Below are 24,143 nucleotides of genomic sequence, written 5' to 3'. Positions count from 1 at the left end.
AGTATATGGAAGAGTGAAGGGTTAAATTCTGAACGATTTATCGGAATGTAATAATTTCTAAAAATATGATTAGAAAAAACGCTTGATCAATAGCTTATAAGTATAGTAGCCTATGAGACAACCGATCACATCTGCAACAATATCTAGGGTTTCCATGGATCTTCCCAATCCCATTTCTTCCTGCAAAATCTCTGTAAGAAAGGCATATATAAGGATGATCTGAAAAAAATAAGAAAATTTTATTTTGGGAAAAGCGGCAATGAAAGAGAAACCTAAGGCTGCAAATATACTTACATGCAAAACTTTGTCGATACCGCTGAACATGAACCAATATTCATGGTTCTCTTCTCCGGGTTTGAGAAGCATATAAGTAAGAAATGCCCAATAAATGGGCAATATCTTACTAAATATTTTTGAAATCTTATCCAATGATTGCTTTGTAATCTTCTGCAGAAAGCAATTCAGATAAATCTGCTCCATCAGCAACTTCTAACTTGATGATCCATCCATCTCCATAAGGATCTGTATTTAACAATTCCGGTTGGTCTTCCAATTCTGAGTTGAATTCGATAACTTTTCCTGCAATAGGTAAGAATAAGTCTGAAACAGTTTTTACTGCTTCTACACTTCCGAAAACGTCTCCGCCATTAAGATCATCATCTACTGTATCTACATCTACATAAACGATGTCCCCAAGTTCTCCCTGAGCAAAGTCTGTAATACCGATTGTAGCCACATTACCTTCAATCTTGATCCATTCGTGATCTTTAGTGTACTTTAATTCTGATGGTGTGTTCATTTTTTAATTTTTATTTTCTACAAATGTATTCAAAATTCTAAAAGGTTCAAAGCCTTAATAGGCTTCTTCATTAAATTTTGATGGTAAATAAAAAAATCGCTGCAAAAGCAGCGATTTAAGTTGAATCAATTATTTCTTTATTACTTTATTAGGATAAGTCTTTCCATTTGAATCAATAAGAGTTACCATATAGATTCCCGGAGGATATCGTAATAAATTGACCTCAACATTATTCATTGAGGATACTTCCTGAGTTAATATCTTCTTGCCATCTATTGAATAGACTTCTACTGTTTTGAAACGTTTTCCATTAAAATCAATGTTCAATATGTCTTTGGTAGGGTTTGGATAAAGCCTCACATTCTTATCAATAACGACTTCCTGGGTTGCTAAATTACCATTAAGTATAATTTCGTCGTAATATGGTTCATCTTTTAATTTCGTTCCTGCTTGTTTAAGGTAGAGAGTTTCATTAGGAGTTTCCGTTAGCTTAGGATTAAGTATATCATCAAAAGTAAGAGAACATGCGGGAATATCTGCAGGTAAAGGAGCCTGTGCTTTCGCAGTAAATTCCACCCCAGTTGTAGCAGAAACACTAAAGCCAGACTTCATAACAACAGAATATTTCCCAGATATGGCCACGCTTTTATACCCTGTCAGCTTCTCTGTTTTATCATCTAAAATGACTGTTTTAGTTAATTTTTTTCGCGAAGATAGCCTTTAATTCTACAAACAATGTATCATTAATAAAAAATAAAGCCTCTTCCTTTTTAGAAAGAGGCTTTATTATAAAGTATTGTTTTATTTCTAGAATCCGCCACCACCGCCGGAATCTCCGAAGGTAAATGTTGCGGAAATACCTGCTCTGATCGTAGACAGTGGGAAAGCTGTTGAGATCTTATATTTTGAAGTCATCTGTTCATAGAAAACTCTCAGGTTTAAGTTTTCGGAGACATTATAGTCTGCAGAAATCTTAATATTAAGAAGTCTTTGTCCTCCTGTAATCTGCGAATCATTCAACAGAATATTCATAATGGAAGTTTTACTATCTCTTAGTGAAATATCTCCTCTGATATTAAGGTCACTGCCTTTTCCTCTTGTGCCTCTTCCTCTCACATTAGCCGTCCCTAATCTGAAGTTACGAACAATGTATCCTAGTCTTACTACATATTCTGTATTGGAATCTTCAGTCAGGGTATGGTTTACCAATCCTAATACCATCATTCGATTCTTGTTGTATTGTAATCCAAACTGCATATTGTTTCTCATGGTAACATCTATCCCAAGAAGTGGTGAGAAGGATTCTACATATCCTACCTGAGAGAACGTATAAGGATTGATCTTATCTCCATCATTCACTTTAATATTACCAGCATCATCTACTGTCTGATAATTCCCTCCAGGATTAGCATGATAATCAATATTGCTTTGAATTCCTGTCGCCGTATAGGTAGCGGTATACCCGTGCAGGATATCAAATTTTGTGAACTGTCCGCTAATAATTGGAATATTCTTTAATCCTGAATACGTAATTCTCCAGTTTGGCAATGGTATTCCTGATTTTTTAGGGTTGCCTATCGGAGAAATAGATCTTCCTTCAAGAGCAGCTCTGAACGCAGGGATCAATACATAAGCATTGGCTATACTGTAATGCTTGGCAAATCCGTCATTTCCTATTTCATTCGTCCCGCCCAACTGTTGTGAAAGCTTCATGGCATTTTCTCTGATTGACTGATACACTGCAGCCCCATCTTTGAATGACGATTTAAGAAGCATGGTAGAGTTGGAGTAAGTCACCATATCCGTAGCAAATGTAAAATTAGGGTCTGCAACTCCTGTTCCATTAACGTAGTTGAATCCTGTATGCGAAAAATTACTATTGAAGTTGTGTAACACATTAAGGTCTATTCTGAAGTCATTCATTGGCATCATCTGCAAATTGGCTCTGAATTCTCTGGTTGACATTCTTACATAAGGGTCTGTCATAAAAACAGAATTACTCACCCATCCATTCTCCATCACTGTTCTTCTGATGTCTGCTTGAGATCCTAACAGGAATCCAATACTAGGTCCACCTAATGTCTGTCCTGCACCATACCAGTTTGGAGCTGACAATAGCCCAGGAAGTACAGTCCATTATTCTCCGTATAGCTTACATCCAACTGCTTGAATGAAGTCAGGAAGAATGCAGCACTTTGAAGTACAGTAAGCTTATTTTTGAATTTATAGTGCTTGTATTTGTATCTGTTCTTTTCCCATTGCTTTGTATATACATTGTTCAGGGAATCCATTTCCTGCTTCCGTTCTGAAGCTTAGCGTTAATATCTTTGAAATATTTAAATTGGCCAAAGAATTTCGGAATATCCGCTGTTGCAGTAGCCTGAATTACATTGGTATTCTGTCCTATGGAACCTAAACTTCCTTCAGGGCTTGCAAGTAAGGCTGTAGATCTTGCATTCCAGTTATAGGTAAATCCATATCCTACTTCTGCATCAATAAAATCCAAAAGTGGAAGATACTGGAACGGAAGTTTATAATTCAATTGTGCTCTGTGATTATATAATACAGGTCTACCTGCTCTGAATACATTCCCGAAAATCGCTTTATTGTCCATCGTATTTACATCGATGTTATCATTAAGAGTTCTCGTAGCAGAATTAATTTCCAGTTTTAATGACTTTGTAAAATTGAATCCTAGCCCATACTGCCACCCGAAGTAGAAGTTTCTATTTCTGATAGCATTCATATCTCCACTGGTATTTCCACCTAGAATAGCTTCAATATTTCTAAACTCTAATTCACTATAGTTTCTGTCAATCTCTGTTCTGAAAGATAATCTTGTTGGAATAGGATTGATATTGAATTCTTTTACCCATCTCAGATATTTAGTAGATTTTGCAGTATCACTGATCATTTTATTGAAAGGTTTGATCACCCATGGCTTAAAGGTATAATTGTAATCAACGTAACCTCTCAGATACTGTCTGTAATTTCTTTTAGTATAAATATCTCTGAAATAATCATCATTATACACCGCAGTTACTGATACGTTTTCGATATCATAGAACTTCGCTTTTTTATTTTGATTGACTCTTTCTTTACGCATATTAACAACCCCGATACTTCTTTGTTGTGTATATGTTCTTGCCACTTTTTTAAGCTGATCTCTGTTGGGAGCTTTGCTAAATTCAACATCGGTATCCAAAGGATTGTACTTCGGATCTTCGATAGTTTGTGAGTAAGAATAGTTCAATGGAATCTTTACTCCTGTCTTTTCCGGTAAAAGCTTATCTACATTCACCATGGTATTAATACTGAACGCTGATTGAGTAGACTGAGTTCTTTCCGCTGGTTTAGAGTCAATATTTCCAAATCCTACTGAAGTATAAGAAGCATTGGTATTAACAGTTGCAAAATCTCCCAAGTTGAAGTTTAAGCTCGCATTTCCTGCATATCCCCCATCATTTTCAATATCGGAAAGACGCATTTCATTAACCCATAAAATTCTGTCTATAGGTACTCTTGATCCTCCTGCGTTTTTAATACCAATCATAATGGTCGTCACATTTCCTAAACTTGGACGCCCTTTGATATAGATCCTTTTATTTGTATCACCTCCTCCAAAAGTTGGATCAAGGAAACGTTGCATGATTTTGTCAGCATATACTTTATCTCTCCTAATTTTTGCATCAACAAAGTTCTGTATATCAAGATCCACATCATTTTCCATAGGCCAAATTTCCATTGGAGCAGTCGCTGTAGTTGGAGTAAGTTTTAAAGAAGTTTCATATTCATAATAGTTATCCGTAGCATCGTTTCCGAAACGAATGAAGAATTTGGTATTACTATCAATTCCAACTAAATTACCCGTAGGCTCATGAGCATGTACAAAAACTTTAAGTTTTTTATATCTTCTCATATCAAGGGTTGTATTTTTAAACACCCCTTGTGCTTTATTAGTTCTTAAGCCACTTGCTTTTAAATATAATGAAGCCTCATTCTGTCTCTGTGCCCCTGCATTACCACTTAGTACTTGTCTGTCAATTCCCGGAGGCAATACGTAAGGTGGCTGGTTAAGAGCATTTTCTTCTATATTCACACTCCCTATCTCTAGATTTCCAATTTCAGGATCTACTGTTACTCCCTCATCAGTTGCTGGATCTAATTCATTATTGGAATACGTAGCGAGACTTTTAGGATACTTTCTCCAGTCTGATCTTACAAGATCCATTGTACCAAATCTTAAGGTAGACGTATTTTCAAAGCCCGTAAGCATTAATCTTGCAAATCTTACATTATTAAGTACAGTTGGATTGTGAGCTCCTTGTTGCGGATCAAAATTGGAAACCGGTATTCTGAACAAATACCATTTTACATCAGCAGTTTGCCCGTTCAGGAAAGATGCCTTTACAGTTTTCACATCCACGATATTATTATCTGTTCCTAATCCAAGGCTGGCCTGGTCTAATTTTATTGGGTATTCATTATAACTTTCAATTTGATCCAGGTTATAGTCTCTGTTTATATCTTCGGCATCAGGAGTCTGTGAAGCTACATTCAATGAATTGGCTTCTGAGTTTCCATCCGGGTTTCTGAAATACTTATAACGCTCAACAACGGAAGCAGCTTGACTTCCTGTAAATTTATCGGATAAATAGAATACAAAGTCATCCACTGCAGGGTCAACAATATTCGTTACCGGGTTTACAAAAGTATTTCCGAATCTCATGGCTTCCTGATCTGAACTCAAACCGTCATATCCAACATCCTGAGCTCTTCTTCCGTCTCCTTCTGTAGAGAATGCATATAGAATAGGTGGCTGCTTAGGCTGTATCCCCCAATTGGAAACCGTTGTAGCTGATGCTGATCCCGGAACAGGAAGGCCATTTTCATACAACATCTTCCCATCTTTAAGAATATCTTCAGATACGTTCCCTAAGTGTAATAATAATTAGGATTAGTTCCCAACTGATGACCATCAGCATAAGGATCCATCATCCAGAATTCAACATATTCAATGTTTGAACTTACAAAGTTCGGTACACTGATAGGTCTCATAATACCCGCCCATCTGCTGGCTGCTTGTTCTGTTGTTGTATTAACGTTATACGGTCCTTTTTCTTTAGGATAGAAGGAAATATCAAAAGTATTGGTATAGGTTTGATCTCCTGCTACAAAATCTCTGTTATTATAGATTTCTGAAAGCAATACCCTTCTTGAAGCATGGTTAGAAACAGATTGTGGTGTAATTCCTCCAGGAGCCTTACCTCCAATTCCCCAAATCTTGGGTCAATATTATACCATGATAATAATCCTCTTCCATATCCACTCGTTAAGTCATCACTTGTAGGCGGTATATTAAAAGGAGGTGCTGAATTTTTTTCAGGTCTTGATGCTAAGCTCCATGCTGCAGGTTCCTTTAAAGATATTTTAGAAGTAGTCTGCTCAAAATCATCAATATAAGACTGGCTGTTGGTAGACTTATTCAATCCGGGAATAAGGTATGCCGCTTCCATTTTAAAGTTGATATTGGATGGAGCCTCAGTTTTTATCAATGGAAGTTTATCTGTAAATCTCGTCAGGTAAGGAGCCTGATTATTGTACATCATATTAATCCCCGCCATTGTATTGTTAACAGCTTCCTGCCCGTAGTTTACTTTTTGGGTAAGTGGAGATTCTGAATAATTAATAACTGTTCCGCCTAAAATAAAGTGTTCATTGAATCTTCTTTCTAAATTTAATCCCAGGAACCTTTTTCTTTGGGTATTAAATGTAAGTTGATTCTCTAATGAAATATTAATGGCCTGTCCAGATTGTTTTACATTTTCATTAATGATCGTTACTGTTCCCAGCATGTAATCTACAGTATAGTCTACCCCTTCGGAAAGTTGTACTCCATTGGCTGAAACCTTTACAGATCCCTGAGGAACATTTACCGCACCTAGCGAAATACCTTGTCCTTGTACCCCCTTATAACGACCTTCAATAGTATAACGTTGAGGGACTGGAGTTTGACCTGCTGTTGGTTTTATTTGATCATATAGATCATGGAAAACGTATTGAGGATCATTACTTCCTAATACCTGTTGCATATAGTCCCCGAATGGCTGTACTTTGGTAAAGATAATCCTACCTGTTTCCGGCCTTACCGTAATGCCAGATACAAAGTCAAAAATTCCGTCCCCTTTCGTACCATCTTTATTATTCTGGATATCTCCATTCATGTTAAGACGATCCCAGTTCAGTAATTTCAATAGATTTAGATCTTTAACTGAGGTATCCGGAAGATAGTTTACCTTACCTCCTGTTTTCTGATCTTTAAAATAAACATTAAGAATAAACCCGTCAGGAGATACCTGTCCTGCATCCAAAGAATAAATGTTCTTCATCATCAGATCCCACATAGGAGAATTGGTATCTACACTGTTGTTAACTTTCAATACTTTAGTAATAAGAATAGGGCTTTCCTCTGAAAACTCACCTACTTTGTATACTTTACTGCTCCCATTGACTGTATATGAATAGGATACGGCCAAAAGCTGCTGATCATTAAGTTTCTGATTTAAGGATATATATCCCAATTGGGGCTGGAAGACATATTCATTCGCGTTTAACTTTCTGGCTTTGCTATTAAAGATAAAATGTTCTCCGTTGGTGTAAGGTGTTGTACTTCCAGGAAACGTTTTTCCCTGAAGGGTTGCCTCATAATTCTTACCAGCTTCTCTAGTCCCTACTGCAGATGAAATATCATTATAGAGGTTATTTAATGAGTTATCAGGTAATGTTCCCCCATTTTCACCCAAGTCTCTGATTCCAATAATTCCTTTTTGATAGGCAAGGTTCGTATTCCCTTGATCCAATACCCAAACTTCAAGTCTTGTGATATTAATGGTGGAATTGATTTGTGGATAATTGAGTAATGCATTATCGTATTTATCCAAAAAGTAATGCCCTAAAAAGTAGTGCTGATTCTCTTCATAATCGTTGGCACTCACTTTAAAATTATTCATTACTCCACCGCCTTGCACTACAATATTTCGGGCTTCCCCTTGTTGCTGAGAAAGGACAACAGTTCCGAAAGTTTTCCCTAACTGAAACTCTGTTTTTACCCCAAATAATGATTGTGAACCACGGATTAAACTCGTTGAAAGCGGCATATTTACGTTACCAAATTCAACTCTTTTAATGATTTTATCTTCTCCGCCTTCATTAGGTTTATCCACATTGCCTAGCCCTTTACTTTGAAGGTCTTTCCAGCTTCCTTTTGCCTGCCATACAAGGTTCATTCTGTTTTCAAAGGCAAAACCACTTTGAGTATCATAATTGGCTTTCAGTTGAAGATTCTCTCCTACTTTTCCTAATAATCCAAGCTGAATTCTCTGGTCTATATCAAAAGTAAAGCTGGTCCTATTCTGTGGAAGGATCAGCGGGTTATCTATTTTCTGGTAAAGTCCGGCAAAATCTATGGATGCATATCCGGAAGGGATGATCTCAATTTTGTTTCCTCCGAACAAGGTTTCAAACAATTTGTTGTTGATCATCACTGAAGGAATAAGTCCCTTCTTTCTGGCATCACTTCTGTCTTTTCTAAAAAGGAGATTATATTTTTCTGATTTCTCCTTATAGTATGCCCTTGTCTGGAGAGCGAGTACATATTCTTTATACTCTTCCGGGGACATGGCTGTAGGAGGGCCTGTAATTGTATTTCCAATTTTGGGATATACATAATACATACCGGTTTTTATATCGAAATAGGCTTCGTACCTTGTAGGGTCTGCCACTTCATATTGCTTTCGTATGATCGTGGTGTCTTTCGCCTGTTGTGCAAAAGCACTCACAGACATACAGAGGAACGACAGGAACAAAAATATTTTAAAATGCTTATTATTTGCCACCAAATGTTAAATGTTTTTTAAAATTTGTTTAACCAATTCTTCAACGGAGAGGTCAGGATTTTGTTTTAAGATCTTATCCGCCATCTTCTCGCTCGTTCGCTTAGGAATTCCTAAAACTTCTAATGCAGATAACGCTTCATCCTTGATTTTATTATTCGCCAGCGATGAAATATTCTCCGCTGGACCACTGAATTTCTGTACTTTATCCTTAAGATCAACAATAATTCTCTCTGCTGTTTTTGCTCCGATTCCTTTAGCCTTCTGAATCAGTCCACTATTCCCCGAAAGGATGCCGGAAGCAATCTCATCAAGGCTTAATGTAGATAACAGAATAAGGGCAGAAACTGCTCCCACTCCATTAACGCTTATTAACAAATTGAACATCTCTTTTTCTGAACGAGTGTTAAAGCCGAACAAAAGATGAGCATCTTCACGGATAATCTGCTGAATGAATAAAACAGTTTGTTGATTTAAAGTAAGTGTCTGTGAGGTCATTAAGCTGATCCCCACATAGTAGCCAACGCCTTGTACGTTGATTACTGCATAGGTAGGTGTAAGTTCTTGAACAGTACCTTGTAAAGAAAATATCATTATTAATTTTTGAAACTCCCCAAATATAAAAATTTAACCTCCAAATACAGCACTAAAGGTTAAAATAAATTGTTTTTAACGACTATGGATATTTAATCGCTTCTGACAATTCTATAGGATTGTTGCTTTTTTTCAGGTAAGATTGTGTATTTTTTGTCATTTCCCTAAAATTAATTTCTAAATCATTTCCCTTTTCATCCTTAAGTTTTGCTTTCACATTTCCAGAGCTCATCTCACGAAACGGATCATTATAATAGTCCAACATTACCTTTTTAAAATTATTCCTGGAAATTTCCATTGGCTTAGAACTAAAACCCTCAATGTTCATTTTATGAAAGCTTTTTTTCAATCCTGAAAAGGAAAATTTATAAGAATGACTTTTATCTTCCATCTCCACAATCAGCCCTGGTAATCCTTTGAAGACATAGGGACCTTCCTGCAATGGAATATCCTGTGTAAACCAGGCCTCCCAATCTCTTCCTTTGTAGTTTAATGTTGCTTTCTGACAATTATAACCATATTTTTTGGCAACTTCTTTCTCTATTTTCCAGTCCAACTGTATAGGTTCTGTCAGTTTATATACATCGGCTACTATATAGTAATATCTTGAGCTTCTATTCTGCTTATCCTTCACCACATCAAAAACATTATCTGGCACGGCAAAACCTTTAAAGCCAATACTTCTCAGAGAATCTACCTGATATTGTTTTTCCGTACAAAATCTGGATTCTCCATCCTGGATAAGGAGCACCATTTTTTTTGATATTGTTTCAGAGCTTAATGTGTCTTGTTTATAGACCAGATTATAGTCTATTCTCATATCCTGAGAATAAAAATTTTGAGCGAATGAGAAAAGCAGAATTGCGATGAACGTTTTCAATTGCATATATCAGATTATTAGTTTTGTTCTTCTGTCCTTTGGGTGCGGATGATCTTAGACAACAAAAGTATATCACTACACGTTGATGCTAAAATAATAAAAACCTCATTAAGAGAGCTAATTGTTTTAAAAATAATATCCCTACATATATAAACAAAAAAGCACCTTAAAAGGTGCTTTTATATAATAAAGTCAATCAAATTATTTTTTCTCTCTTCTCTGTGCATCAAGAACAGCAATTGTTGCAAGATTTACGATCTCGTCTACGCTTGAACGCATCTGAAGAACGTGCACCGGCTGCTTTAATCCCATCAAGATTGGCCCGATAACCTGTGCTACTTTCATTCCTCTTAAAATCTTGTAAGAAAGGTTTGCGCTTTCAAGATTCGGGAAGATGAATGTATTTGCTGGAGTGGTTCCCAGTTTTGAGAAAGGATAATCACTTAAATGATCTGCATTCATTGCAAAATCCGGTTGGATTTCTCCATCCACGATCATTTTAGGATATTTCTCATGAAGAATAGTTACTGCCTTAGCTACTTTTTTGGAAGTTTCAGAGATGGCAGCAAAATTTTCAAATCCAAGCATTGCAATTCTTGGTTCAATAGCAAAAGATTTCACTGTAAATTCTGCCATTTTAGCAATATTCACTAGATCTTCAGCCGTAGGATTCTGGTTGATAGAGGTATCTGCGAAGAAAATAGGTTTCTTTTCAGACAGAATCATCATCATTGCTGCTACTTTATCTACGCCTTTATCTTTTTCAATAACTTCTAAAACAGGACGCAATACGGAAGCATAATTTTTAGAAAACCCAACGATAAGCCCATCAGTATCACCATGCTTCAGCATAAGTGGCCCAAAATAATCTCTCTGGCGAACATATCTCTTAGCTTTGTACTCGTTCATTCCTTTTCTCTGACGAAGTTTCCAAAGTGTTTCTCTATATTTCTTTCTGTTTTCTTTTTGATCGTCATCACTTGGATCAATGATAGGAACATCAAGGTTAATTCCGTAACGTTCCATCTGCTGCTTGATGTATTTTTTATCTCCTAAAAGGCTTGGATAAGCAATTCCTTCTTCATAAAGAATCTGAGCTGCTTTCAATACATTGTACTCTTCAGCATTGCCAAGGGTAATTCTTTTCGGGTTAGATTTTGCACGGCTCTGCATCATTCTCACCAATCTCTCGTCTCTACCCATTCTATCCAAAAGCTGGTTCTCATACTCTTCAAAATCAGTAATTGCTTTTCTTGCAACACCGCTTTCAATAGCTGCTTTGGCAACTGCACTTGACACTTTTGTAATCAATCTGTTGTCAAATGGTTTTGGAATAAAGTAGTCTCTTCCGAACTGTAAGCTCTGAACGTTGTAAGCAAGAATTACAGCTTCTGGTACCGGTTCTTTTGCAAGATCAGCAATAGCATGTACAGCAGCCAGCTTCATTTCTTCATTAATTGCTGTAGCCTGAACATCTAATGCACCACGGAAGATATAAGGGAATCCTAATACATTGTTTACCTGGTTAGGATAATCACTTCTTCCTGTTGCCATGATTACATCTTTACGGGTTGAAAGAGCAAGATCATAAGCAATTTCAGGATCCGGGTTTGCCAAAGCGAACACAATAGGGTTCTCACCCATGCTTAGCAACATCTCAGGAGTCATCACATTTCCTTTGGATAATCCTACGAAAACATCAGATCCTTTTACAGCATCTTCTAATGTTTCAATATCTGTTTGAGCGATGAAGTCTAATTTTTCAGGAGTAAGGTTCTCTCTTTTATGATTGATTACTCCTTTACTGTCACACATCAGGACGTTTTCTTTTTTCAATCCTAATGAGATATAAAGTTTGGTACAAGCAATGGCCGCCGCTCCGGCACCATTCACTACCATTTTCACTTTATCAATATCCTTATTGGCGATCTGTAATGAGTTGATCAATGCAGCAGCAGAAATAATTGCTGTTCCGTGCTGATCATCGTGCATCAAAGGAATATTCAATTCCTCTTTTAATCTTTGTTCAATATAGAATGCCTCAGGAGCTTTAATATCTTCCAGGTTGATTCCTCCGAATGTAGGAGCAATTCCTTTTACAATCTCAATAAATTTATCAGGATCTTTTTCATCGATCTCAATATCAAAAACGTTGATATCGGCGAAAATTTTGAACAACAGTCCTTTCCCTTCCATTACCGGCTTGGATGCTTCAGCACCGATATCTCCTAGTCCAAGTACCGCAGTACCGTTAGAAATTACAGCAACCAGGTTTCCTTTTCCTGTATAATCGTATACGGTCTCAGGTTTATCGTGGATTTCCATACAAGGAACCGCTACTCCTGGAGAATAAGCCAGTGATAAATCTCTTTGAGATGAGTGTGGCTTGGATGGTATAACTTCGATTTTCCCTTTGGGTTCTGCTTTATGATAATCTAACGCGGCCTGACTAAAATTCTTTTCGTCGCGATTGTTGTTATTTGACATAAGTTTTATTTTTTGTTAGAGTATATATTTAATGTGGTAATCTACTAAGCTTTCAATTGGTTTCTGAACAACATGTCCCACATTTAAATTTAGTTCTTCCGCTACAGAGCGTAAAATATTTTCATAATAATAAGCAATAGAGCCAATAAAATTGATTTCTGCATCATGTGCTTCCTCATAAGGCATAACCTGGTATTCGAAAAAACTTTTCATTTCCTCGAAAACCATGTTCATAAAGTAAGGGTGATCCTTTCTTTCTACAACAAATTTATTGAAATCAGCCAAATAAGCATTTGGTCTTGGTGCATGATACATATTTTTCAATGCATCTTCTATGGTAAGTTTATAATCTGCCTCAAATTCACTTCGAAGATCTGCAGGAAGTTTTTTCATGAAATACCTGCGTACCAGCTGTTTTCCGATCGCACTTCCACTTCCCTCATCTCCGATCAGGAATCCAAGGGATGGTAATTCTATTTTTAAATCTTTACCATCAAAATAACAAGAGTTTGATCCTGTCCCTAAAATGCACACGATTGCAGGTTTCCCTTTATAAGCGGCATAAGCGGCAGCCATTAGATCTTCTTTTACAATGATTTCAGCTTTTCCAAATACTTTCTTAAGCTCAGCTTCTATGGTTTCGCGGTTTTTTTCCACTCCACACCCTGAGCCATAAAAAAAGACTTTAGTAATTGAATTCTTTACCAATATCAGGTTGCTGTTCTTTTGTATTTCAGGAGCGATAAGCTCTCTGTTGATAAAATTCGGATTAAAGCCGATGGTTTCAGTTTTCAGAAAAACCTTTTTGAAGTCATCAAGGATTACCCAATCCGATTTAGTAGAACCACTATCTACAATAGCAACCATATTTTAGAATTTAATTTAAAGATGCTAAATTATGAATTTATCTTCAATTAGCATTTAAAACAACCTGGAAGCTGTCTAAAATCATTAATGTTTAATCTTGGTTTTTGTTTCGTTGAATTGTAAAAGCCAATCTTCAATTTCATCTTCAAGATAAGATGTCTGCAGCACCATAGCATTGATAAAATCGTCCGGAACAGGTTCACCGCCGGAGTTTTCAAGATTCCAAAGTTCATTGGACATATTTTCGTATTCAGAATACACTCGTTTGAAGCGGGAGTTTTCTTTTTCCAGTGCTTCAATATTTTTTTGTTGAAGCTGGAATTTTCTGTATTTGTTTTGACTTTTCATACAAATATTATTAACAATTGGTCATAAAAATTTAGAGTAATATGCTTTCAAATAGGCATTACAAGATAGAAAACCCATTACCACAAGGGATTGAAAATGAATTTATTATCAGGTTATAGTAACATCATTCCGCTTATTAAAATTAGAAATAATTTTAATTTAAAAAAATATTTTAACAACTTTTTTCAGTGTTTAACATATAGTTATAAATTTGCATATCCATATTGTAAGGGCTCTTCATTTTGAATGTCTGAAAACCATTATGAATACAAAGGCTTACATGGAACACTCCTTGTTTTGCTTATAAAACATTCTAGTTTCCAATACAATATGAGATATATTTTCAGTTTTTATATTAATTAAATGAAAGAAATACTCATACGCCAAAAACAAGTTTTGTTCTTCATCATTGCAGGAGGACTAAGCGCCATTGTTGAGATCGGCAGCTTTAAAATATTCAGTACTTACCTTCCTCATATCTTTATAAAAGAAACCAATTTTTATGGTATCCATTACCCTTTAAGCAATATCTTTTCTACCAGCTGCGGGATCATCACCAATTACTTTCTGAGTATCTGGTTTGTTTTTGAAAGAGGAAAACATTCCAAGAAAAGGGAGTTTGCTTATTTCATGGTGGTCTCTTTTATTTCCACTTTATTCAGTCTTGGTTTCTTCCAGATATTTTACAGCTTTATATTTAAAGATAATATCAATTTAATTTTTTATACCTTGAGTCCGGAAATAATCAGTAAGATTGCAGCAATCCTGTTGGTTTCCATTCTTAATTATTCGGTAAAGAAGAAAGTAATTTTTAACGGTTAGATTGTGACAAAAATTTTAAATTATCTCTGGAGATTTTGGCTATTGTTATTAGCTTTTGTTTTAACAATCACTCTTGGGATTCCCGTTTATATTTTATCCTTTAATAAAAAGCATTATAAATACGCATATAAGTTCATCCGACTATGGTGTTTCGGGATGTTTTATGGAATGGGATTCAGGTATGATCTCATCAATCTTTCTGAACAAGAGAAAGATAAAAATAAAGAATACGTTTTCATTTCGAATCATACTTCGATCATGGACATCATGCTGACCTGTATTCTTTTTCCACAACATCCTATTTGTTTTGTAGGAAAAAAAGAGCTGGTTAATATTCCTATTTTTGGAACCATTTATAAAAGGATCTGCGTCATGGTAGACAGAGCAAGTGCAAGAAGCCGTGCTGATGTATACCGCAGATGTGCTGAGAAAATGGAGGAAGGCAACAGCATTGCTATTTTCCCTGAAGGTGGAGTGCCCGATGATACTTCCATCATCCTGGATGACTTTAAAGACGGAGCATTTATATTATCTTCAAAACACAACTCTCCTATTGCAGCCTATACCTTTATTGGACTTAAGGAAATGTTTCCTTTTGACAGCTCCAAAGGCTACCCTGGAAAAGTAAAAGTTTATTTCAATGGAATTATAGAGCCTACTGATTCTCCAAAAGACTTAAAAGCAGAGGCTTTTCAAGTAATTAAAAAAACTTTAATGGAGCATTCCATTTAAAAGAAATAGTTATATTTGTTTGCGAAATTTTCAATAAAATATGTCAAAAACCAACCAGCCGACTAATTACCCGGCGCTGTACACACTTGTACTTGTATTTTTTTTCTGGGGTTTTATTGCTGCCGGCAATAGTATTTTTATCCCTTTTTGTAAAAACTATTTTTCTCTCGACCAATTTCAGTCCCAGTTAATAGATTTTGCTTTTTATACTGCTTATTTTCTGGGAGCATTATTGCTTTTTATATTCAGTACTATAAAAGGAATTGACATTATTGGAAAATGGGGGTATAAAAAGAGTATTGTTTATGGGCTATTGCTCTCCGCCCTTGGTGCTGCAATCATGATTATTGCCGTTAAAAGTAATGTGTATTATGGTATGCTCATCGGACTCTTTGTAGTTGCATTAGGTTTTTCAATTCAGCAGACTGCTGCGAATCCTTTTGCCGTATTATTGGGAGATCCTAAAACCGGAGCCAGCAGGCAAAACCTTGCGGGTGGTATCAACTCTTTTGGGACGTCTATCGGGCCAATTATTGTTGGTTTAGCGCTTTTCGGAACTACAGCTACAGTAGATGATGATCAGATCAAACATCTTGCACTGGATAAAGTAATCCTTCTTTACACAGCAGTAGGAGCTCTTTTTCTAATTGCTGCAGGAATTTTTTACTTTTCAAAGAAACTTCCTGACGGAATTTCTACTGAACCAATGGAAAAAGCAGGAAAAGCAAGAAAAACATTGATCGCAATGACTGCTCTTGTCATACTTTTCTTTATTCCGGTATTCAGCAGCTACAATTCTGAAGAAGCTAAGAACATTGAAACATTAGGTAATGAAATTACGGTATTAGACAAAACTCTTGAAAAAGAAACTGATGCTGTCAAAATCACAGAATTAAAACAGCATATTGCAGATAAGAAAGTAGAGCTGGAAACAGTAAAACATCCTTTAGAGAAAAAAAGAATGATGTACTTAGGAGGTGCATTATTAGCTGTAATTATCTCTCTTGTATTTGCCAATTCAAGTGCTAAGAAAAACGCAGAAGGTTGGGGGGCTATGAAGTATCCGCAGCTTGTACTGGGAATGATTGCTATCCTCGCCTATGTAGGGGTAGAAGTTGCCATAGGAAGTAACCTTGGAGAACTTTTGAGTATGCCGGAATTCGGAGGACATCAATCTTCTGATCTTGCCCCTTATATTTCCATGTATTGGGGAAGTTTAATGATTGGTAGATGGACAGGTGCTATTGCTGTTTTCAATCTGAATAAACAACAACAAACCATCGCAACCATCATTGTTCCGTTCATTGCTTTTTCTGTGATTATCGGGATCAATACAATCGCTCAAAAAGATATGTCTCACCTTTATTTCTATGCCGTTTGTGTAGCGATTCAGGTTATCCTATTCTTGATTAGCAAAAACAAACCTGCCGTAACCCTAATTATTTTCGGATTATTTGGTACCGCAGCAATGATTACAGGACTATTAACAACAGGAAATGTGGCTATCTATGCATTCCTTTCCGGAGGTCTTGCTTGTAGTATCATGTGGCCATCTATTTTTACATTAGCTATTACAGGTCTAGGAAAATATACCGCTCAGGGATCTGCATTCCTTGTGATGATGATTCTTGGAGGAGGAATTATTCCACCGCTTCAGGGTAAGCTTTCTGATATTATCGGAATTCACAGTTCTTACATCATTCCTGTACTGTGCTTTGTGTACATTACTTTATTTGCCTATTTGGCTAAAAAATCTCTATTTAGACAGGGTATTAACGTTGACGTTTTAGAATCTGAAGGTGCACACTAACAATACATTACATATATATAAGAAGAAGAGATTTTGGGCAGGTGTTTTACTTGCCCAATTTCTTTTGTTTTATAGTTTTTCGAAATTTTCACTAATGATCTCTTTCTTTGATCAATTTTTCGAACTCCAAAAAAAAGTACATCAGATGACATTCAGCTGGCTTCCTTTTTCGATGGGAGATGTCATCTATATCGTGCTGGGAATTGTCCTTTTATACAGCCTTATTGCCTTATATAAGAAAACAAAAAGAAGTACTTCCTTTCTGAGAATCCTTATCATTGTCAATATCTTTTACTTTACTTACCAGATATTCTGGGGAATGTTGTATTTTCAGACTCCGATCATTAAAAAACTTTCCAGACAGGATGCTCCTGATATAAATAAAGCGAAAAAACTAGCCTTACAATATCTTGAAAAATGTAAACTGACACGTTCATCAGTCCATGAGGACCACAATGGTATCTTCGTTGTTACCAGTCTAAAGGCTGTGCAACAAGAAATCCTTTTCCAGCAAACCAGACTTCCACAGTATATTTCCAATAAAAGAGCAACTCAGATCCTTGCTATAAAACCGAGTTTATTTAAAAATGTCATGAACTTTACAGGCATCTTGGGCTACTACAATCCTTTTACAGCAGAAGCGCAATATAATTCCGAATTACCTCACACTTTCATTCCTTTTACCACCGCTCACGAAAGTTCCCATCAATTAGGTTTTGCCAGGGAACAGGAGGCTAATTTTATCGGATATCTGATAGGGGTTCATTCTAACAATACAGATTTAAAGTACAGTACTGAATATTTTACTTTGAAAAGTCTCTTACGATTCATTGTTGAAGAAGATCCTGAGTTTGTAAAGTCTGTTATTCGAAATTATTCTCCAGGCATGAAAAGAGACCGTGCTTACGAGAAAAGCTTTATACTCAGACACCAGGGCTGGCTGGATGACTTTTTTGGATTTACCAATAATCTATTCTTGAAAAGCAATCAACAAGAGGGTTCTGTAACCTACTCTTACTATATTGATCTCCTTTTAAACTACGAAAAATAGAACATAAAAAAAAAGAATCGTATCAGGCGATACGATTCTAAAAACACAAATGATGAAAAAAAATTTATTACCTTGACTTGTTCCCTCATTCAAGGCGATGTAAAAGTACGACATATTTTATAAATACAAAAACATTTTATTTCTTTTTTGAAACTTTATGAAAACTTTATGATTTTTTAAGTTTTTTTGAGTTTGAGGTCAATTAACACCAATTACCATCAAACAACCCTTCACTTAATAAAATAATACCTAAATTATACTTAAACTACGAAAAACATACAAAATGAAAAAATTATTTAAAAATAAAACATTCCACTTATCTCTGTTTTTTTAGAATGAAAAAATTAGAGTTATTTTCATTATAATTAAGAATATCTCTAATCTTTGTCTCTATAAAAGTAAAAAATTTTCTCCTCTGATGATTGAGACTACAAACTTCTCTTCAGCTTTATTTCCTCCTTTCATCATCTTACCCAATTACAACAAGATGATTATATACTATCTCAACAAACTCCAATAGTCCCTTCATCCATCCTTATTACTTAGGCAAACGCTCATAGGCTATTAAAAATCAGTCGATTTCAAAAAAAGCATTGAGCCAATCAAAAAACAGATCAACAATTCACTTTTTTTCATACATTGCAATACAACATTTGAAAAATGATAAAATATGAAACACTTATCTAGAGATACCTCAAAATATCTACGAATTAATTTGATATTAATCATAAGTATTTTCATTTTATCTTCTTGCAAAAAAAATTACATTACTTATTATAAAAAGGTCAATGAAATTGACAGTACCTACAGACTCGCTAATAACCCTAAGTTAGCCATTCAAGAATATAGAAAACTTTTTAATGAATACGACCCTAAAAATCAGGAAATGATTGAAGAGTTCTCTACTTATATTACACTATCTGATCAGTATCATGAAGATTTTGGAGGCAAAGAAAGTTTATACCAGCTTATTTCCTTAGTAGCTCCTTATAATGACAGTTATAAAAAATATCTGCCTCTTTTCAAAAAATATGGGATAGATAACACAGAAGTACAACAAAAAATAGCAGACTGGAAAAAAGACCTTAACCAACAAATGGTTGATTCTTTTAAGATCGCCTTCACAAGAGATCAGCTGGGAAGACCTAATGATACTGTATTGGTAAGAAAAAATATAGAAAAGAATGCTCGCCTTTTCAAATGGACTTTTGAAAATATAGGATTTCCTTCCAAAGATAAAATAGGAGACGCTCCTATGCTAACCCTTGTGAGCCACATGGGAAGCTCCAATACCCTTTATCCTTATCTGGAAACAAAGATTCTTGAATATATAAAATCTGGAGATTGTCCTCCACTCGATTATTCTATGATGGTTGATTCACATAAGTTTTCACCAGGAAAAACCACTCAATATGGAATGGGAAGAAGCTTTATGGAACAAATAGATACAGCAGCAATAGACCGCCATAGAAAAAGCATAGGACTTGCGAGCCTTAAGCATAGCGCTGCAATCAAAAAGGATTTCCTGAAGAAACTCAAAATGGAAAATGCAAATATCATGACAGAATAGAAGAAACATTGTAGATAAAGCTATAATATCCTGCAAAATGAAAAATCTTTTTACATTTTAAGGGGGCTAAAATATTGAAAATTAAAATAAACCTACCAACCCATCTTTATATCTCACCAATAAAAGAAAAAAACTTTTGTTAATTTAAAACATCTGTGTATTTTAGATGAAAATATTAATATGATTTTTGATAAACTAATTAACTACCTAAAACTTGATAAACAGGAATTTATTTTCCAGTTCAATTCTCATCCCAACTATCCGTCTGCATTAGCATTCAGTGATACCTTAAACTTTTTAGGGGTAAAAAATGATGCCTATCAGCTTGATAAAGAATATTGGGACGAGCTTCCGGAAGAATTTATCGCTATTGTTGACAATGCATTTTCATTGGTAAAAAAATCAGGAAGCAATTACTCCGTTTATTCCGAAAAGGCAAAAACATTAGACAAAGAAGAGCTTTACAAAAATTCTACAGACTTTGTACTTCTGTTTGAAAAGACTGAAAATGCGGAAAACAAAACAGCATTCGATTTCAAACCCATTTTGTATGCTGTATTTGCGATCATCCTTATCTATTCATTTATATACCAAAGTCCATATGAAGCGATCTTCAATCTCCTTTCATTGGCTGGTGTTTATATTTCACTGGAAATATTCAATCAAAAATTTGGAAACACTTCTGCCGTCATAGGAAGTATTTGTGGAGCTGCACCTGCTGCTCAAACTGCGAACTCCTGCGACAGAATTATTAAACAAGACAAAACAAGTGTCTTAGGTTTAAAGTTTTCTGATTTCTCACTGATCTATTTTACCGGACTAGCTATATTGGGATTATTTTTACCCGCCACCGCGTATCTTATAAAAGGATTTTCTTTTGTTTCAATATTGGCAATCGGTTATTCTTTATACATCCAGGCTTTTGTTGAAAAAACATTTTGTAGAGTTTGTCTTTTAATCATCTCTATCCTGGTTGGACAATTAATAATCAGTGCTTTCTTCTTCCAGAATCTTTCTTTTGGAGTGGGCGCTCTTTTATTGACGGTTGTTTTATGGGCGATCATCTTTTCAGCAGTAATATATTTTAACACACTGCTTGAACAAAAAGAAGAACTTCAAAAATCTAATGCTAAAAATCTTAGGTTTAAAAGAAACTACGAGTTATTCAAAAGTCAATTATTAGAAAAAGATCAAATCGTCTTTCAGGATACTGAAACATTTTCAGTGGGAAAAAAAGACGCAAGACTTCGTATTTCTATTATTTCTAATCCTTATTGTGGCTTTTGTAAAGGTGGCCATCAACTGGTGGAAAGTCTTTTAAAGAAATATCCTGATGATGTTTCTTTACAAATGAGATTCAATTATACTCCTGAAAGATCCAATGAGAAATACAACACCTTAATTTCAGATCTTACCTACATCTACAACAATAAACCAGAGAAAGAATTCCTACACGCAGTGGAAGAATGGTTCGAAACAAGAGACGAAAATAAGATCAACACTCTGTCTGGTGGAGTTCCTACCTCTGAAAACCTGAATCCACTGATTCAAATGAGTATAGAGAACAGTAATGCAGGGCTTAACTTCACCCCTATTCTGATCATTAATGGCTACCAATTTCCAGAAAAATACGATCGAGAAGACATCGCATTCTTTGTTGATGAACTCATAGAAGACGAAGAAATTTAATCTTCACCTGTGATGTAAAATTCACTATATTAGGAACAATAAAAGCAGCCACCGAAAAGCTATAAAGAGTAGGTAAACCAAAAACTATTTATTATGAAAAATCTCAAAAAACTTTCAAAAGAAAGTCTAAAAACACTGAAAGGCGGTATCACCCAAGAATGCGCAAGAATTCAGTATGAATCCAGCTATTGCGAATCCAAAATAAATCCTCCTAAAGAAGGAGCAGTAGATGCGTGTAACAAATGGTGCTACTAGCCCACCATTTCATTGAATTATAATATTGAATAAAGAAAAAATGCCGTTATATTCTAGCGACATTTTATAATGATTATTAGTTTTGAAGAAATTTCCCTTTTATAAACAACCAGACACTAAAGACTGTGGACCTACATGTCTTAGAATTGTAAGTAAGTATTACGGTAAAAGTATATCTCTGCAACAAATCCGGGCTCTCTCTGAAACAACTCGTGAGGGAAGTAGCCTTCTTGGATTAAGTGATGCAGCAGAGAACCTCGGCTTCCGTTCATTAGGAGTTCAAGTCGATTTCAAAACCCTCGTAGAAGAAGTTCCGCTTCCATGTGTTGTGCATTGGAATAAAAACCATTTTGTAGTTGTTTATAAAACCGATAAAAATAACAAGGTATATATCTCTGATCCTAGTTATGGATTGATTTCCTATACTCCGGAAGAATTTATCAAATCCTGGATCGGAGAAAATGCTCATCAAAGCACAGAAGAAGGAATTGTCCTTATCCTGGAAACTACACCGGCATTCTTTCAAACTGAGTTTGATAATGACCAAAGCAAAGCCAGCTTTTCATTTCTTTCCAGATACCTTTTTAAATACAAATCGCTTGTTGTTCAACTTGCTGTGGGACTTCTCGCAGGAAGTTTACTATCACTTGTCTTCCCGTTTCTTACCCAAAGTATTGTAGACGTTGGGATACAAAACCAAGATATTAACTTTATTTATCTTGTCTTAGCTGCACAAATCATGTTATTTATCGGCAGAATGGGTATAGAGACCATCCGAAGCTGGATTCTTCTCCATCTTTCAGCCAGAATTAACATTTCTATTATTTCCGATTTCTTTATCAAACTGATGAGACTTCCTATCAGTTTCTTTGATACCAGAATGACCGGAGATATTATGCAGAGGATCAATGACCACCACAGAATAGAACAGCTCCTTACGAGTTCATCATTAAACACTCTGTTTTCACTGGTCAATTTGATAATCTTCAGCATTGTTCTTCTATATTATGATTACAGACTATTCCTTGTTTATCTTGTGGGAGCTGTAGCATATATAGGATGGATTACGTTCTTCCTGAAAAAAAGAAAAGAACTTGATTATAAAAGATTCTCCCAGGTTTCCCAGGAACAGAGTAAAGTAATTGAACTCATCAACGGCATGCAGGAAATCAAAATGCATAATGCCGAAAAGCAAAAAAGATGGGACTGGGAATTCCTTCAGGTAAAATTATTTAAAATCAGAATAAAATCATTGTCTTTAGAGCAATGGCAATCTGTAGGAGGAAACTTCATTAATCAGATAAAAGATATTTTGGTAAGCTTCCTATCTGCTAAATTAGTATTGAGCGGAAACTTAACTTTAGGGATGATGCTTTCTGTACAATATATTATTGGCCAGCTAAACAGTCCGCTTCTTCAGCTTATCGATTTTATTAAGCAAACTCAGGATGCTAAAATTTCCCTTGAAAGATTGGGTGAAATTCACGATAAAGAGGATGAAGAAAATAAAGAAGAGCAGTATGTTACTGATATTCCACAAAGGGATATCGAAATTACCGACATGTCATTCAGATATATCGGATCTGATGTTCCGGTTTTTGAAAATTTAAGTCTTTCCATACCTTATCAAAAAACAACCGCTATTGTAGGAGCCAGTGGAAGTGGAAAAACAACGTTATTAAAGCTTCTGATGAAGTTTTATGAACCGAATAGTGGTGATATCAGAATTGGGAATACTGCTTTGAAAAATATCTCCCCTAGATTCTGGAGAGATCATTGCGGAGTCGTAATGCAAGAAGGTTATGTATTCAATGATACAATTGCCAATAATATTGCTGTTGGTGAAGATCATATTGATAAAAAGAAATTAAGGCGTGCCGTAGAAATAGCCAATATTAAAGAGTTTGTAGAAGGGCTTCCGCTAAGTTACAATACAAAGATCGGAAATGAAGGTGTAGGAGTAAGTGGAGGACAAAAGCAAAGACTTTTCATAGCAAGAGCTGTTTATAAATCTCCTGACTATATTTTGTTTGATGAAGCCACCTCTGCATTAGATGCTAATAATGAAAAGGTTATTATGGAAAATCTTGAACAATTTTTCAGAGGTAAAACAGCAGTCGTTATTGCCCACAGACTTTCCACCGTAAAGCATGCTGATAAAATCATTGTATTGGATAGAGGAAAAGTTGTAGAAGAAGGCAGCCATGCCGAATTGGTAGATCTTCGCGGTGAATATTATCGATTGGTGAGAAACCAGCTTGAACTAGGAAATTAATCCCAGCATCAGAAACCAAACCTGAAAGCTTAATTTAAATTAAATCCCCTTTTAAATTTGAGGTGGAAATGT

Annotated in this window: 16 protein-coding genes and 1 pseudogene; 8 read left to right on the top strand and 9 right to left on the bottom strand. The window is 35.5% G+C overall.

Features of this window, described 5'->3' with window-relative positions:
* Positions 1-69: 69 nt before the first annotated feature.
* The 9 genes and pseudogenes from QWZ06_RS23650 to QWZ06_RS23610 all read right to left on the bottom strand — a co-directional run bounded on the left by QWZ06_RS23650 (position 70) and on the right by QWZ06_RS23610 (position 13,867).
* Positions 70-429 (bottom strand): VanZ family protein, encoded by a 360-nt coding sequence (locus tag QWZ06_RS23650; protein WP_290301594.1) that lies wholly within the window; start codon positions 427-429, stop codon positions 70-72.
* Positions 422-799 carry a glycine cleavage system protein GcvH gene (gcvH, locus tag QWZ06_RS23645; RefSeq protein ID WP_160139215.1) on the bottom strand — a complete coding sequence of 126 codons (378 nt, stop codon included), beginning with the start codon at positions 797-799 and terminating at the stop codon, positions 422-424. Before gcvH ends, QWZ06_RS23650 begins: the two co-directional genes overlap by 8 nt.
* A gap of 129 nt (positions 800-928) precedes the next feature.
* Positions 929-1,411 carry a T9SS type A sorting domain-containing protein gene (locus tag QWZ06_RS23640; protein ID WP_290301593.1) on the bottom strand — a complete coding sequence of 161 codons (483 nt, stop codon included), beginning with the start codon at positions 1,409-1,411 and terminating at the stop codon, positions 929-931.
* Positions 1,412-1,606: 195 nt separating this feature from the next.
* A pseudogene (sov, locus tag QWZ06_RS23635) lies at positions 1,607-8,694 on the bottom strand (T9SS outer membrane translocon Sov/SprA).
* 6 nt (positions 8,695-8,700) lie between these two features.
* Positions 8,701-9,285, bottom strand: coding sequence for a Holliday junction branch migration protein RuvA (ruvA, locus tag QWZ06_RS23630; protein ID WP_290301591.1), 585 nt, complete (start codon positions 9,283-9,285; stop codon positions 8,701-8,703).
* 82 nt (positions 9,286-9,367) lie between these two features.
* Complete coding sequence (locus QWZ06_RS23625) at positions 9,368-10,171, bottom strand: GLPGLI family protein (RefSeq protein WP_290301589.1); 804 nt, start codon at positions 10,169-10,171, stop codon at positions 9,368-9,370.
* Between the two features lie 195 nt (positions 10,172-10,366).
* A complete protein-coding gene (locus QWZ06_RS23620) occupies positions 10,367-12,652 on the bottom strand; it encodes an NADP-dependent malic enzyme (RefSeq protein ID WP_290301587.1) in 2,286 nt (761 codons plus the stop codon).
* Between the two features lie 15 nt (positions 12,653-12,667).
* Positions 12,668-13,519 carry a BadF/BadG/BcrA/BcrD ATPase family protein gene (locus QWZ06_RS23615; RefSeq protein WP_290301585.1) on the bottom strand — a complete coding sequence of 284 codons (852 nt, stop codon included), beginning with the start codon at positions 13,517-13,519 and terminating at the stop codon, positions 12,668-12,670.
* Positions 13,520-13,603: 84 nt separating this feature from the next.
* Entirely contained in the window at positions 13,604-13,867 is a 264-nt protein-coding gene (locus QWZ06_RS23610) for a hypothetical protein (RefSeq protein WP_290301584.1), read from the bottom strand.
* A gap of 363 nt (positions 13,868-14,230) precedes the next feature.
* Between QWZ06_RS23610 and QWZ06_RS23605 the strand changes: the two genes are divergently transcribed.
* The 8 genes from QWZ06_RS23605 to QWZ06_RS23570 all read left to right on the top strand — a co-directional run bounded on the left by QWZ06_RS23605 (position 14,231) and on the right by QWZ06_RS23570 (position 24,071).
* Positions 14,231-14,689 (top strand): GtrA family protein, encoded by a 459-nt coding sequence (locus QWZ06_RS23605; protein ID WP_290301582.1) that lies wholly within the window; start codon positions 14,231-14,233, stop codon positions 14,687-14,689.
* Between the two features lie 3 nt (positions 14,690-14,692).
* Entirely contained in the window at positions 14,693-15,421 is a 729-nt protein-coding gene (locus QWZ06_RS23600; RefSeq protein ID WP_290301580.1) for a lysophospholipid acyltransferase family protein, read from the top strand.
* 40 nt (positions 15,422-15,461) lie between these two features.
* On the top strand, positions 15,462-17,231 hold the full coding sequence (locus QWZ06_RS23595) for an MFS transporter (protein ID WP_290301578.1): 1,770 nt from the start codon (positions 15,462-15,464) through the stop codon (positions 17,229-17,231).
* The gene (locus QWZ06_RS23590; RefSeq protein ID WP_290301577.1) at positions 17,221-18,282 is read left to right on the top strand and encodes a DUF3810 domain-containing protein; all 1,062 of its coding nucleotides are present in this window, start codon (positions 17,221-17,223) and stop codon (positions 18,280-18,282) included. Before QWZ06_RS23595 ends, QWZ06_RS23590 begins: the two co-directional genes overlap by 11 nt.
* A 670-nt stretch (positions 18,283-18,952) precedes the next feature.
* Positions 18,953-19,852, top strand: a complete 900-nt coding sequence (locus tag QWZ06_RS23585) for a hypothetical protein (protein ID WP_290301576.1) — start codon at positions 18,953-18,955, stop codon at positions 19,850-19,852.
* A gap of 180 nt (positions 19,853-20,032) precedes the next feature.
* A complete protein-coding gene (locus tag QWZ06_RS23580; protein ID WP_290301575.1) occupies positions 20,033-21,541 on the top strand; it encodes a vitamin K epoxide reductase family protein in 1,509 nt (502 codons plus the stop codon).
* Positions 21,542-21,634: 93 nt separating this feature from the next.
* Entirely contained in the window at positions 21,635-21,796 is a 162-nt protein-coding gene (locus QWZ06_RS23575; protein WP_290301574.1) for a bacteriocin-like protein, read from the top strand.
* A gap of 82 nt (positions 21,797-21,878) precedes the next feature.
* Positions 21,879-24,071, top strand: a complete 2,193-nt coding sequence (locus tag QWZ06_RS23570; protein WP_290301572.1) for a peptidase domain-containing ABC transporter — start codon at positions 21,879-21,881, stop codon at positions 24,069-24,071.
* Positions 24,072-24,143 lie beyond the last annotated feature (72 nt).

This window comes from Chryseobacterium tructae, assembly GCF_030409875.1.
GTDB lineage: Bacteria > Bacteroidota > Bacteroidia > Flavobacteriales > Weeksellaceae > Chryseobacterium > Chryseobacterium tructae.
Note: the sequence above shows the minus strand (reverse complement) of the source record. Positions and strands in the feature narration are given on the sequence as shown.